Raw genomic sequence first — 14190 nt, forward strand, 5'->3', positions numbered from 1 at the left:
GACAAGGGGGACAAGGGGACAATTCTTTCCCAAGAACTCTCCCCATCCCAAGAACTCTCCCCTAGTCCCTAATCTAAATCATTTGACATAATAGAGGCGATCGCAAGCTTTGCATTATTCTGAAATTCTCTAACATTCACTTGACTTAGAAACCACAACGCCAGCAAAATACCTACAGCTTGCGTCGCAAATACCAAACCGTAAGCTTGAAGTGGTGTTGTCAAAAAAGCTTTCCCCAAATTCAACAGCGCACCACCACATACTGTAGCTAACGCTCTTGCCATTGCTTGCGCTAACCCCCAAGCACCGATAAATGTCCCCGCAGTTTCCACGGCAGTAAGATCCAGCATCAAGCTTAACGCGCCGGTTGTCGTCACACCAGAAGCAAAGCCAAACAAAATTAAACTTAATTGCAACACCTTTGGTTCTTCAGTTGTTCCCGCCAAAATAATCAATAGCGAACATATCGCTACCCCCACACATCCTAGCTTGGTGGTGTTTTTCTTTCCCAAACGGGGGGCAATTAAAAAGCCGGTGACACTCAAACCAACCAGCGTCCCCGTACCAAAGAAAGCATTCAACTTTGTTGTTTCGGCGATCGTCATCTTAAACACTTGACCACCGTAAGGTTCCAAAACTGCATCTTGTAAAAACAAGCTGATGGTCATTAGTAGCAAAAAGCTGAAAAATATCCCAGTTTGCCGACTCGCTGTTAGCACTCGCAGCGCTCTGCCCAAACTAATTTTATCTTCGCGCTCAACCGCCGTCGAACGACTAGTATACTGAGAATATTTCTTTTCTACGCCAACTGTCGCGAGAAAGCATAAAACGACGACAATTGTCGGTACGATTAAAAACAAACGATTGATTTGCGATCGCAGTACATCTAACGGTGCGTTTAAAGCAATTTGCTTGAGTAAGCCACTGCTAATAATTGCCCCAACAATGATACCCACCATCAGCATTGACCAAACAACCCCGACTAATTTGGAGCGGTTGTCTTCATCAGAAACATCAACTAACAGCGCTGCGAAAGGTGTGGCACTCAAACCGATCGCCAAACCGTAGAGTGCGAAGATAAAAGCGAGAAATATTGCCCAAATTGAAGTTTGAGTTGTCCAAATTCCTGCTTGCAAACTGAAACCCAGTTGCCAAACGACTTGTACCGCTAGAAAAGAAGCGATCGCAAACAAAACCGCACCCACCCAAATATAACCAGTGCGGTGATAGCCAAACAACAATTTAGAATCTGACATTTGTCCAAACCAGACTCGCGTCGGTGAGACAAATTGATGCATAGCGATCGTACCAGCAGCAATTAACGCCGGCACCTTCAACTCTTCAATCATGACTCGATTCAGCACTCCCAAAGTGAGAATCGACATAATACCCAAAGCCATCTGAAATAAGCCGAGCCGAAACATCGTTAAAACTTTGATTTGTGGGACACTCACAAAAGCTGACCCAGAATCAGATAAATCACCGCTTGCCATATTCTTTTTCGAGATTAATCGGATTTTTTTATCTATTTTCCAGGATAAACTTTATAAGTAACGTAGTCAGCGCTTCAGCTACAGAAATTTTCTTTTTCACCCCCTTTTTAAGGAGGTCGCCGCTGGCGAGGGGATTATAATCTAGAAAAAACTTATGCCAATTTTCAACAAAGGAAACCTTAACAATTCAGATTTTCATCTGCCTTATAATCATCAATTAGTATCCAGAGCAAAACAACTTCGTCAAAACCCTACTCCTGCTGAGAAGAAGCTTTGGCAAGACTATCTAAGAACATTTCGATTTCGTGTTTTGCGTCAAAGACCTATCAATCACTTCATTGTTGACTTTTACTGTGCTGCACTCAAACTGGTAATTGAAATTGATGGGGAAAGTCATTTTACCCAAGACGGGCAAGTATATGACCAGGAGAGAACGGAAATTCTTGAGGGATATGGATTGAGTGTTTTAAGATTTACAAATGATGCCGTGCTCAATAATTTTGAGGGAGTGTGTCAGAAGATTGAGTATATAATCCCCTCAACCCCCCTTCCTTTTGAAGGCTAGTCCCGCGATTTCAAACTATTAATATGCACTCTAGTCCTCGGAGATCCCCCTAAATCCCCCTTAAAAAGGGGGACTTTGAAGGAAATTAAAAAGGGGGACTTTGAAGGAACAAGTACCCCCCTTTTTTAGGCTACCGTGTACACACAAGTATTTTAGAGTTGCTGCCTAGGCTTTTGATCCCCCAACCCCCCACTTGAAAAGGCAGGCAAAAACCTCTTAAAATCCCCCTTAAAAAGGGGGATTTAGGGGGATCTCCGAGGACTATGGTTTTGTACACAGATGTGTGTACACGGTAGCCTTTTTAAGGGGGGAAGGGGGGATCTTCACTCTTTTGAAATCGCGAGACTAGCAACTCTTAAAACTGATCTTTATTCCTGCTAACCTCTACCTTCTAAAAAAAGTGACAACCATCACATTAGGACAAAACGGACCGGCTGTAACACCTCTTTGTATCGGCACTTGGGCTTGGGGTGATAAACTTTTTTGGAATTATGGCAATGGCTACAATTCTGAACAACTCAAAGAAGCCTTTACCGCAGCAATAGATGCAGGTGTCACTTTCTTCGATACTGCGGAAGTTTACGGCTTGGGAATGAGTGAAGAATTCTTGGGGCAATTTATGCAACAGACTTCCCAGCAAGTGCAAATTGCTACCAAATACGGTCCCGCACCTTGGCGATTTACATCGAAATCAGTTGCCGATGCCTTAACAGCCAGCCTCAAACGCTTACGAGTCGAGCGAGTTGCTTTGTATCAAGTACATTGGCCCTTTGCCTTTTTCATGAGTCAACAAACCCTAATGAATGCCCTTGCAGATGAAGTGCAGCGCGGCAGAATCGCTACAGTTGGCGTAAGTAATTACTCGGCAGAACAAATGCGAGAGGCACACGATATCTTGGGTAAACGGGGTGTACCTTTAGCTGTAAATCAGGTACGCTACTCTTTACTGACGCGGCAAATCGAAAGTAATGGCATTTTTGCCGCTGCCCGTGAGTTGGGTGTAACCATCTTGGCATACAGTCCTTTAGCGCAGGGATTACTCACAGGTAAGTACACAACTGATAGCGCGGAAACTCCCAACGGTGCGAGGAAGATTGACCCGCGATTTAGTAAAGAGGGCTTGGAGAAAATTGCACCCGTGATTTCTTTACTACGCACTATTGGCAATAAATACAATCTCACTCCCGCTCAAGTTGCTCTCAATTGGTTAATTGCTCAGGGAAACACAATCCCCATTGCTGGAGCAAAAACCGCTCAACAAGTACGACAAAACGCCGGCGCTTTAGGCTGGCAATTAACTGATGATGAAGTTGCCCACTTAGATGAAGTTAGCCGTCCTTGGCTGCATTAAGTACAGATAAAACTCTGCGATCCCTTCGGGTTCATCAGTTCGACGGGACGGAAACCGACTCCGCCGACTGATTCACCTCCGCGTTTACCTCAGCGTTACGAGTGCGTTTAAATTCTTAATTATTCAAATACAGGGGGCCACAGTTCTGATACTGTTAGCTCCCAACCCGGTAATAAATCTGGTAATGTCAGCTTGTCGTTATCTTGTAAAACTATCGGTTCTTGGTTGAGTCGGTAAACTGTTAACGTCAATTCGTCGGGGTCAATTAAGATACCCACACTCGATCCAAGTTGCAAAAATAGTTGAATCTTTTCTTGTAGTGTACGGACGCGATCGCTTTTAGATTTGACTTCAACCACCAAGTCTGGTACTAATTCCAAAAAATCGCGCTTAGTTCTTTTCAGGCGATCGGCACGAACAAAAGATACATCCGGAGCGCGTAAATTTCTCTTTAATTTCTGAGCTTCTTCTACGTCTTCTTCTAAGCTTGGCAAAATAAACCCAGCCGAAGAACCAGTAACTCGTCCTAATCTTTGTGGACGCACCCAGTTAGCAAGCAACCGCGCAAACTCTAAAATTATTTCTTCTGATTCGTAATCAGATGGACCCATAACCAACACGCTCCCATCAACCAGTTCCATCTGCCATTCTGGATGCTCGGTTTGCAGTTGCTCTAAGTCTGTAATAGTGAACATAAAACCACCAAAAATGCTTCTGTCCCCATCATAAGGAGTCCGGCGTTGGGACACATATTATTGTAGAGACGTTCCACCGGAACGTCTTTACGTTTCTACGACAATTGCTAATTAAGAAGCAGATTCTCTAGCTGTAGGTGAACCAAGCTTTTTCGGTGTCATCGAAATATCGCGACGGCTTGTGCGAGGTTTGGGCTTGGGATTACCACGTCTTTCTTCTTCACCATTACCATCAGATTTATTCCAAGAAGTACGCGGACGATCGCTCGAACCTTCACGACGCTTAACCAACTTCGGCTTGGGACCGGACATATCTTCACTTGGAATGTCAGCATCTGATTGTTGCAGCCAAGCGGGACGAGTTTCATCGTAAGCGATTTGCAATGCAGCAGCTGCGATCGCTTGCGGATCGTATTTTTCAATTAATTCGCTGATAATTGGCAAAAATGAAGCCAGACGTTCACCTGTTAAGGCTTCGCGCACTTGATCTTGCAATTTGTCGATGTGTCGCGCTTCAATTTGAGCGCGTGTAGGAATTGTTAATACATGCCAGCTTTGGCGTACATGGCGCTCAAATCCTTGCTGCTTGCGTCTTTCAAACGGCTGCACTAAAGATATTGCGGTTCCTTCTTTACCAGCGCGACCTGTCCGACCAATTCGGTGAACGTAGGTTTCTGGGCTATCGGGTAAGTCGAAGTTGATGACGTGGGATAGTTGATCGACATCCAAACCCCGTGCTGCTATATCAGTTGCTACCACCCAACGCACCTGACGATTGCGAAATCTAATTAATAAGCGTTCCCGCGCTTGTTGCGACAAGTCACCGTGGTATTCATCGACACTATGACCGGCAGACTGCAATTGACTGGTAAGTTCGGCAGCTGTGCGTCGAGTGCGAACAAAGATTAAAGCTGTTTCTGGATCTTCCATTTCCAGAATCGGTTGTAAAGCTTTAGCTTTTGTCCAGTGACGGGGAATCAAGTAAGCTACTTGATTGATTTTATTTGGTGCGGCTTTTGGCTGTTCGACTGTGACTGTGGCAGGCGATCGCAAGAATCTATTTACCAACGAGCGAATTGAAGGCGGCATTGTCGCCGAGAATAAAGCTGTTTGCCGTTCTTTGGGTGCTTGTGCGAGAATTTTCTCTACATCATCAATAAAGCCCATGCTCAACATTTCATCGGCTTCATCTAACACAAACCACTTGACACTATCGAGCTTTAAACAGCCGCGATCGAGCAAGTCTATTACACGTCCTGGTGTACCCACGACCATGTGAACGCCGCGCTTGAGTTGGGACATTTGGCGCTCAATTGATTGACCTCCATAAATTGCCAACACGCGCAATCCATCATTACCAATAAATTGCTCGATGGCATCGTGAACTTGCATTGCCAATTCACGAGTTGGAGTCAAAACTATGGCTTGCACAGCTCTGTGATTAACATCTAGCTGTTCTAAAATCGGCAGTGAAAATGCTGCGGTTTTGCCTGTTCCTGTTTGAGATTGACCGACGACATCACGACCAGCTAATAGTTGAGGAATTGCTTGCTCTTGAATATTGGTTGGTGTAGTGAAACCTAGTTTTTCTAGTTGTTCTGAGCGTTCAACTGAAATACCTAATTCTACAAAAAGATTCATTAATTCTCCTAAGATTTATTTTGATTTGGACTCTTTAACCGACACTTAGCTTGTTAGTATTGACAACTTGACCATAAAGGTCATATGTATCAGCGCTGTGGATCGCGACTGGGAAAATCTCTCCTAGCTTCGCTTCGCCTTTTACATACACCTGTCCATCAACTTCTGGAGAAAATCTCCCAGAACGACCGATTAATTCTCCAGTTTCCGGATTTTGTTGCTCAATCAGCACATCAACAACTTTGCCTACTTCCTCTTGATTTTTCTTCCAAGAAATTGGCATTTGTAGTTCCATCAATGCTGAACGGCGTTCTTCCATCAATTCTTGGGGCAATTGATTTGGTAAGTTATGAGCAGGAGTTCCTTCCTCTGGGGAAAACGTAAAAACACCAACGTGATCGAATTCATGTCGCTGGACGAACTGTAGCAGATGCTCGAAATGCTCTTGTGTTTCCCCAGGATAGCCAACTATAAATGTTGTCCGCAGTACTGCTTCTGGTAGCGCGGTTTTAATGCGCTCAATTATCCCATCATTTACCCGTCCTTGCCAAGGACGGTTCATGGCACGCAGAACTTCTGGATGGGAATGTTGCAAGGGCAAATCTAAATAAGGTAATACGTTAGGTGTTTCTTTAATCGCTTTAAGAGCGGATGGAGTCAATCCGGTGGGATAAGCGTAGTGCATCCTTATCCACGGTACATCTACTTTTGCCAAAGCGCGAAGTAATTCGGCTAATTTTGGCTCGCCGTAGATATCTAGTCCATAATTGGTGGTGATTTGGGAAATTAAAATTATTTCTTTTACACCTTCACTCGCTAGCTGTTGCGCTTCTTTGACAATCGATTCAATAGTACGCGATCGCTGATTTCCTCGTAGATAAGGAATAATACAAAATGCACAACGATAATCACATCCTTCGGCTACCCGCAGGTAGGCTACACCCTCGCTGGTCGTCCGATAGCGCGGTGTGTTTTCATCCGCAATATACGTCGGCTCGGCACTAACAAGCTTAACTCGTTCTCCAGATTCTACCCGCTTAATTACATCAACTATTTTGTGATAATCGCCAGTACCTACCACTGCTACTGCTTCTGGCAACTCTTCCAATAACTGCGCTTGGAAGTGCTGCGCCATACAACCGGCGATCACGATTTTTTTATTCGCTTCCGCTAGTTCTACTAATGTTTTTACCGATTCTTCTCTTGCTGCTTCAATAAAACTACAAGTATTGACAATAACGTAATCTGCTAAATCTTCATTACTATCTACAGCATAGCCTGCTTCTACCAGCAGTCCTAACATGTGCTCTGTATCAATTCGATTTTTCTCGCAGCCCAGGTGAGAAATTGCAATTGTTGGCTTATCACCCATATTATCAAAAATCTTCTTTGTTTGTTCAAGACTCAACTACTAGATCGCGTTTGTGAGTTCTTTGTCATACGAATTCCCTTCGGGACAAAAGGCGATTGATGCATTTAAATGCCAGCAAAAGTGTCACTCTTATTAGTAAATAGAGATCGTGCTATGATATTCTTACTAATCTGTTTCCCAGGGTAAAACTAAAGTGTCTTCGGATAAATAAAACACTTTTAATATATTTTAACAAATAGCCTGTTGTATTTTACACTACCGCAGGATGTGGGTTGTTAATTTACCCATCGGGAAGCCGCCCTAAGGGCTGTTTATGAGAAGTCGCTCGCCCTTTGGGAAATCGAACTCGCGACTACGCCTGTAAAGCGGTAAGCTGACCTTGCACTCAGGTATTGCCTTCCCACTTGGATGGGTTGGCAAAATACCTCAACTACTTTGAAAGTGCCTCGCGTTTTGTGAGTGGCAAACTCATCTTGTAGCCAGTTCTTATCTTAACATATCTTATGGAATGTTTTACGGCAATTTCCATCTAAAGGGGGAGGCAGTAAAACAAACTGTTTTAAACAAATTTGTCATCAGTCATTGGTAATGAGTTAATGGGCATAGGGCATGGGGCATTGGGAATTGGAAATTGGAAATTGGGAATTGCAAATAGGGTAATGGGCAATGGGAGATTTTTTTTATGCCCTATGCCCTATGCCCTATGCCCTATGCCCTATGCCCTATTGACTTTAGACTTAGGACTCCGCAAAGCGGGTTAAAGACGTGGACTTATATCAGCTATTTAAAACCAAAACACCGATTATTGGCGTAGTTCACCTACTACCGCTGCTGACTTCCCCTCGTTGGGGAGGTAGCCTCAAAGCGGTGATAGACCGCGCCGAACAAGAAGCAACAGCCTTGGCGAGTGGAGGCGTTGATGGGATTATTGTAGAAAACTTTTTCGATGCGCCGTTTACCAAAAATAAAGTAGATCCGGCGGTTGTGAGTGCCATGACTGTGGTGGTGCAGCGGATACAGAATTTGGTGACACTGCCTATCGGCTTAAATGTTTTGCGGAATGATGGATTAAGTGCGATGGCGATCGCCACCTGTGTCCGGGCGCAATTTATACGCGTCAACGTCCTCACCGGTGTCATGGCAACCGATCAAGGATTAATTGAAGGTGAAGCATATGAATTATTGCGCTATCGACGGGAGTTAGGCAGCGATGTGAAAATTTTTGCCGATGTGCTGGTCAAACATGCCCGTCCTTTAAGTTCCCCAAATCTCACCGTCGCCGTGAAAGATACAATTGAGAGGGGTTTAGCAGATGCCGTGATTTTGTCTGGTTGGGCTACAGGTAGTCCTCCAAACGAAGAAGATTTAGAATTAGCTTCGGGTGCAGCAAATGGCACACCAGTATTTATCGGTAGTGGGGCAAGTTCGGAAAATATTGCTACACTATTGCAGGCAGCAGATGGTGTGATTGTTTCCAGTTCTCTAAAACGCCACGGTCGTATCGAGCAAGCAATTGACCCGATTCGCGTCAGTCAATTTGTCGAAGTCGCACATCGAAGTTGGAACTCTAAGGCTGAAAAAAAATCAATCTTAATTGGGTAATGGGGACGCCTTTGGACTGGGACTGGGGGGATTTTCAGAGGGAAAAAGGGTAAAGGGTAAAGGGTAAAAGTATGGAAATAAAGAGTTATTTAAATCACTCCTGTATATTTTTCTTCCCATGAACCCCCTTTCACGCCAGATGCTTTGGGGAAACCCCAGGAGCGAAGCACCTCTCTATGAGGGAAAAGACCAAACTAGGGCTGCCCTTTCCCCCTCTTCAAAAAGCCCATTGCCCAATGCCCTATGCCCAATCCTCATTTATTGTTGTTTAGGTTATGATTCGCCGTCGTTCTACGCCTTGGATTCAAAGATGGTCGCGCCAAGCGATCGCCGCGATCGCTACATGTGGTGCCTTGACCACAGCTTATCTCACGTTTGAAAAATTAACCGGAGGTAATGCCAATTGTGTGGCACAGGCTGGTGTTAAAGGCTGTAATGATGTTCTTTCTAGTCCTTGGGGAACAGTTTTTGGTCAGCCATTAGCTCTGTTTGGATTTTTAGCATACACCAGTATGTTGATATTTGCTTTGGCTCCTTTGGCAATTAAAGGAACCGAAAATAAAGAGAAGCGTCAAAAGCTGGAAAATGTCACATGGTTGCTGCTGCTGGCAGGTGCGATCGCAATGACAGTTTTCAGCGGCTACTTGATGTACGTGCTAGCATTTGAACTTAAAGCTATTTGTCCTTACTGTATTGGTTCAGCTTTATTTTCTCTCAGTCTTTTGGTGCTGACGCTTATAGGTCATGTTTGGGAAGATTTGGGACAAATATTTTTCACGGCAATTATTGTTGGTATGGTGACGCTAATTGGCACTTTAGGCGTTTATGCTGGTGTCAATCCATCAGGTGCGATCGCTGAATCAACGGATGGCAAACCGGTACAAATTAGCTTTACGCCAAAAGTACCGCCCAATCCCGAATTCGGTTGGGAAATTACCACCAAATCTGGTAAATCAGAATTAGCGCTAGCACGCCATTTGGCGAAAATAGGTGCGAAAGAATACAGTGCTTATTGGTGTCCTCACTGCCACGAACAAAAGCTACTTTTCGGTAAAGAAGCCCAAGAGATAATCGAGACGAATAATATCAAAGTTGAGTGTGCTGGTGATAGTCCAAAAGGTAAACCAGAATTGTGTAAAGCCGCTAAAGTTGAAGGTTTCCCCACTTGGATCGTCAATGGTAAAAGCTATGGAGGAGTGCAAAATTTGCAGGAACTAGCAACAAATTCTGGTTACACAGGTTCTGTGAATTTCAAGTATTTTAAGTAATTGTTTTGACAAGTTGATTTTCGGTGATTTGGTTTCACCTGAAAAAGTCAACTGGCTGGATTAGTCGTTTGGGCAAAAACTTGACCACCACCAGTTGCCAAAATTATTGCGTCTGCTTGTATCCAGGTAATTTTACCTTGAGAAAACAGACTAATTCCCTGACATCTACCGCTTTCTGATTCCAGCTACAAAAAGAGCGCTCTTGAGTGGGGGAATGGGGAGATGAGGGAGAAATTTTTCCTAGTCTCCTTGTCCCCAGTCCCCAGTCTCTATCTGTAGATGCCGTTGTTAAAGCGATCGTCTCCTTCGTTGAAGACGGCTTCCTGCTCGGTCACAGTAAAGTGATCTAGGTTGGCTTGCAGGATTTGTTTTTGGCGATCGCTTAATCCGGGAATGTTTAACACATCACCTAGCTGCTGGTAAGGAGCATTTTGGATGATTTTCCTAGCGAGGGTAGGATACAGTCCTGGATATTGCTGAAAAGCTCGCACGTTGGTGTTATTTAAGTCAACTTTTTTACCAAATTCCGTTGCTAGTTTTTGGTCTGCCTTATTTTGCGTTGGTTGAGTGAACTCAACTGCAAGAACAGGCACAAATTGCAAACCGACACCATTGATATTGCTAGCTTGGGCTATCTGAGTTGTTCCCAACCATCCCCAGCAACCAAGCAACAAGCTAAACACTGTTAATAAACGCACCAATTTTTTCACAATTTTTTACCTCTCCATCAAACTGAAATAAAAGTTTTAAGCCAAAAGCACCGGAGCGATCGCTCGTCATTCTTCACAGAACGACAAAAAACAATCCTCAATCCTATGCTCATAACTTAATCAACACAGCAGTCATCAGAAACTAATATACAGCGTATTAATATCCACAATATTTACTGCTACTGTCGTTGGTTGTAGTTTTGCTAAAAATTATCTTACATTCGCTCTCATTACTTCTTTTTTTATCTTGGTGCAACACAGAGCGCGTATACGCATAAAAGTAAAGCTTTAACGTCCAAAAAGTAAGCCCCCATTAACGTTCAGCACTTCACCTGTGATAAATGAGGCTTTCTGTGAAGATAAAAACAGAACTGCCGCTACAACATCCCCAACATTCCCAGATCGACCTACAGGGGTTTGGTTGACTATTGACTGAACGATTTCTTCAGACCACTCGTTGGTAATGCCAGTGTTTTCAATATAACCAGGAGCAACAGCATTTACCGTAATTCCTTGGGGACTGAGTTCGCGTGCCAAAGCATAAGTTAATCCATGCACGCCTGCTTTGGCTGAGGCATAGCCTAAATAACCCGGTCGGTTTCCTCCCGTAAAGGCGGCATTGGTGCTGATGTTAATTATGCGACCGCCTGGTCTAGTCAAATGAGGAGCAACCGCCATTGCCATGAGAAAAGTACCTTTGAGATTAGTGTTTATCACCTCATCCCAAAGTTGTTCAGCTTCATCTAAAGGTGTCAGCGTTGTCAACCAACGCGGAAAACCTGCGGCGTTAACCAATACATCAATATTGCCGTATTGCTGAACAATAAAATTAACAACTTCGGTAACTTCGTTTCGCTTGCTGACATCTGCTTGTTGCCACACGCAATTGAAACCAATTCCTTGTGCTGTAGATTTGAGCTTTTCTTTATTTCGTCCAATAATCACAACATGAGCATTTTCTTTCACAAAAGCTTCAGCGATGCCACGTCCGATACCACTACTGCCACCTGTGATGATTACAATTCGCATGTTATGTACGCTTTTAGGACTAAAAAACGAACCGCCTTGGCGCTAGCCTCTCCCGAAGGGAGAAGGAAGCCAAGGAAGCCTTCGCGCAGCGTCTCCGACAGGAGAAGGAATGAGAGTTGTAGAGGGTTTTGGCGTAAGTCCGGTTTAAGATGCGATCGCAGCTAGCAGAAATAAGCTATCTACCAAAATTGTACTCAGCACCGCTCCACTAAAGGCGTACCAATGCCGTTGCTTTTTAATTAAGGGCAAAACGCCAGCAATCAACAAAAGTACGCCGAGAATTAGCGCCCAGGCTTCTCCCCAAGGTGTTTGTACTTGCACCAGAGCACTATGTAATATTGGTGATGCTAAAGCTGGTTCGACACGCATGATTTGCCGCCAATAGGGCATTAAGTCTACTAGATAAAAATACACGTCGGTCAAAGCTGTACCCAGTAAAGAACCGAAATAAAACCAGTTACCCACTTTGCCCCAATTCCGCATTAGTGCCCAACAAGCAAATGGTAGCCCGATTGACTCTACTGGCAAATGCCATAACGGTTCCCAACGCAACCAGCCCCAGTAAATTGAGCCGGCTAACCAACTCCAGCTGAACCCTAGTAGTAAATCTCCCCAAACATAAGTTGCGGAGTTTGACATTAATCTAAAACTCAGCCAAATCCAAAATCCTGTTAATACAAAACTTAATAAAGGCAGCGATCGCACTAACGGTGCTTCGATAAACACGGGCACAGATACTAAAAATACCGCCGCCCCAAACACTAACCAACCCTGAAAAGACGATGCCATCACTCCCAATGAGGGACTCAAAGACAGTGCTGTCTCTAACTCTTCTCGGCTTTTTTCTACCGTTTCCTTGTCTAGAGCGTTAATTGAAGGATCAGAAGCCGCGTAAGAAAAAAATGTATTGTTAATCAAAGTTTTTAATATTGTTTACTTAACTTTATATTATTTAAGATATCACAACAATAAATCCCCTGGGGGGGCATATTTATTTTACCTTAATTTTGATTGAGTAAAATTATCTGACCCGGACACAAGGACAACAGAGGCGTAAAGTTGGATAATTCGGTAAAATTACGCAGCTAATATAGGAGTCTGATTAATGGGAATAATGTTAGAAGCGAGCGGTCTAGATTTGCTATTGCCAGCATCAAGTCATATATTACAGGTGGGAGTTCCTTCCTCTGTAGCAACGGGTGAACCGAACCTGATACTGCAAATAATTCAGGCATTTATTCTGGGGATTGTCCAAGGGATAACAGAATTTCTGCCCATTAGTAGCACTGCCCATCTACAAGTATTTACCAAAGCATTAGGCTGGGAACTGCTGGGAGAAAAGTCTTTTGTTGCGACGATTCAATTTGGCAGCGTGATTGCCGTTTTAATTTATTTTTGGAAAGATATCAGTCAAATATTGACTGGAGGCTGGGTAGCTTTCCAAGAAAAAGACTGGGGTCGCGAAGAATGGCAATTATTGGTTGGTGTCGCAGTTGGTACTTTGCCTGCTTTGGTGGGAGGATTTCTGCTGAAAAAGGCATTAAACGATGAAAACTCTGCAATTAACAGCATGACGACCATCGCCATCGATTCGATTGTGATGGCACTTTTATTAGGGGCAGCGGAAAAATTCGGTAGCCGCGAACGCGATTTTAACAGCTTGAAGATTCGCGATGGACTGCTGATTGGATTAGGACAAATGCTGGCTTTAGCACCTGGAGTATCTCGTTCTGGTTCAACTTTAACCACCGCTTTGTTTTTGGGCTTGCAAAGGGAGACAGCAGCCAAATTTTCCTTTCTTTTAGGCATTCCTACCTTGACAATTGCCACTTTATATGAATTTTTCAAAGAAGCTTTGGGTAAGATTGACTTAGTGTTGGTAGGTGTAGGAACGTTATCTGCGTTTATATTTTCGTATATCTCCATCGCTTGGCTATTGCGATATCTTCAAAGAAAAGACACTTGGATTTTTGTTTGGTATCGCTTGGCATTTGGAGTAGCAATCTTGAGTGCGATCGCTACTGGAATGTTGAAAAATAATTAATAACACCGCACAAGGAAAAAAGTGGTGGAGACGTTCGGTGCAAAACGTCTCTACTATAACTGAGGAGTGAGGAGTTAAGACGATTGACATACTGCCACAACTGCTTTATCCCAGATTTTCCCGTAGTATTCTAACCATTGAGTGAACTGATTAAAGCTTGCATCAGAAAAGGACGGGGCTTTTACCCAAATTTTCGGTAAATAGTTAAAATATTTTTGCTGAAAGCTCCAAACTCCAAACTCCCAACTCCCAACTCCAAACTCCCAACTCCCAACTCCAAACTCCAAACTCCCAACTCCCAACTCCCAACTCCCAACTCCCAACTCCCAACTCCCAACTCCCAACCCCCAACTCCTACCTCCCAACTCCCAACACCCAACTCCCAACTCCTAACTCCCAACTCCTATCCCCTAACTCCTA

Annotated in this window: 12 protein-coding genes and 1 pseudogene; 6 read left to right on the forward strand and 7 right to left on the reverse strand. The window is 43.9% G+C overall.

Annotated features, from left to right (window positions below):
• Positions 1-68: 68 nt before the first annotated feature.
• On the reverse strand, positions 69-1493 hold the full coding sequence (locus OGM63_RS21520; RefSeq protein ID WP_263747700.1) for a BCD family MFS transporter: 1425 nt from the start codon (positions 1491-1493) through the stop codon (positions 69-71).
• 154 nt (positions 1494-1647) lie between these two features.
• On the opposite strand from OGM63_RS21520, the gene OGM63_RS21525 reads away from it, so the two are divergent.
• Both OGM63_RS21525 and OGM63_RS21530 read left to right on the forward strand, forming a co-directional pair.
• Entirely contained in the window at positions 1648-2058 is a 411-nt protein-coding gene (locus OGM63_RS21525; protein ID WP_263747701.1) for an endonuclease domain-containing protein, read from the forward strand.
• 400 nt (positions 2059-2458) lie between these two features.
• Complete coding sequence (locus OGM63_RS21530) at positions 2459-3409, forward strand: aldo/keto reductase (RefSeq protein WP_263747702.1); 951 nt, start codon at positions 2459-2461, stop codon at positions 3407-3409.
• 119 nt (positions 3410-3528) lie between these two features.
• Here the strand turns inward: OGM63_RS21530 and OGM63_RS21535 are convergent, their stop codons facing one another.
• The 3 genes from OGM63_RS21535 to rimO all read right to left on the reverse strand — a co-directional run bounded on the left by OGM63_RS21535 (position 3529) and on the right by rimO (position 7117).
• Complete coding sequence (locus tag OGM63_RS21535) at positions 3529-4104, reverse strand: Uma2 family endonuclease (RefSeq protein WP_263747710.1); 576 nt, start codon at positions 4102-4104, stop codon at positions 3529-3531.
• A 111-nt stretch (positions 4105-4215) separates the two neighbouring features.
• Positions 4216-5745, reverse strand: coding sequence for a DEAD/DEAH box helicase (locus OGM63_RS21540; RefSeq protein WP_263747704.1), 1530 nt, complete (start codon positions 5743-5745; stop codon positions 4216-4218).
• Between the two features lie 34 nt (positions 5746-5779).
• Positions 5780-7117, reverse strand: coding sequence for a 30S ribosomal protein S12 methylthiotransferase RimO (gene rimO, locus OGM63_RS21545; RefSeq protein ID WP_263747711.1), 1338 nt, complete (start codon positions 7115-7117; stop codon positions 5780-5782).
• Positions 7118-7882: 765 nt separating this feature from the next.
• Between rimO and btpA the strand changes: the two genes are divergently transcribed.
• Positions 7883-8719 (forward strand): photosystem I biogenesis protein BtpA, encoded by an 837-nt coding sequence (gene btpA, locus OGM63_RS21550; protein WP_263747705.1) that lies wholly within the window; start codon positions 7883-7885, stop codon positions 8717-8719.
• Positions 8720-8994: 275 nt separating this feature from the next.
• A complete protein-coding gene (locus OGM63_RS21555; RefSeq protein ID WP_263747706.1) occupies positions 8995-9987 on the forward strand; it encodes a vitamin K epoxide reductase family protein in 993 nt (330 codons plus the stop codon).
• A gap of 269 nt (positions 9988-10256) precedes the next feature.
• Here the strand turns inward: OGM63_RS21555 and psbU are convergent, their stop codons facing one another.
• The 3 genes from psbU to OGM63_RS21570 form a co-directional block, all read right to left on the reverse strand.
• A complete protein-coding gene (gene psbU / locus OGM63_RS21560; RefSeq protein WP_263747707.1) occupies positions 10257-10697 on the reverse strand; it encodes a photosystem II complex extrinsic protein PsbU in 441 nt (146 codons plus the stop codon).
• A gap of 288 nt (positions 10698-10985) precedes the next feature.
• Positions 10986-11726: an SDR family NAD(P)-dependent oxidoreductase gene (locus tag OGM63_RS21565; RefSeq protein ID WP_263747708.1), complete on the reverse strand. Its 741-nt coding sequence runs from the start codon at positions 11724-11726 to the stop codon at positions 10986-10988.
• Positions 11727-11870: 144 nt separating this feature from the next.
• Complete coding sequence (locus OGM63_RS21570) at positions 11871-12644, reverse strand: DUF3120 domain-containing protein (RefSeq protein WP_511041092.1); 774 nt, start codon at positions 12642-12644, stop codon at positions 11871-11873.
• Between the two features lie 187 nt (positions 12645-12831).
• On the opposite strand from OGM63_RS21570, the gene OGM63_RS21575 reads away from it, so the two are divergent.
• Together OGM63_RS21575 and OGM63_RS21580 are read left to right on the forward strand one after the other, a co-directional pair.
• Positions 12832-13770 (forward strand): undecaprenyl-diphosphate phosphatase, encoded by a 939-nt coding sequence (locus tag OGM63_RS21575; RefSeq protein ID WP_263747709.1) that lies wholly within the window; start codon positions 12832-12834, stop codon positions 13768-13770.
• 215 nt (positions 13771-13985) lie between these two features.
• A pseudogene (locus tag OGM63_RS21580) lies at positions 13986-14190 on the forward strand (hypothetical protein); the annotation flags it as partial.

Source organism: Plectonema radiosum NIES-515, from assembly GCF_025753815.1.
Classification (GTDB): Bacteria; Cyanobacteriota; Cyanobacteriia; order Cyanobacteriales; family Nostocaceae; genus Hassallia; species Hassallia radiosum_A.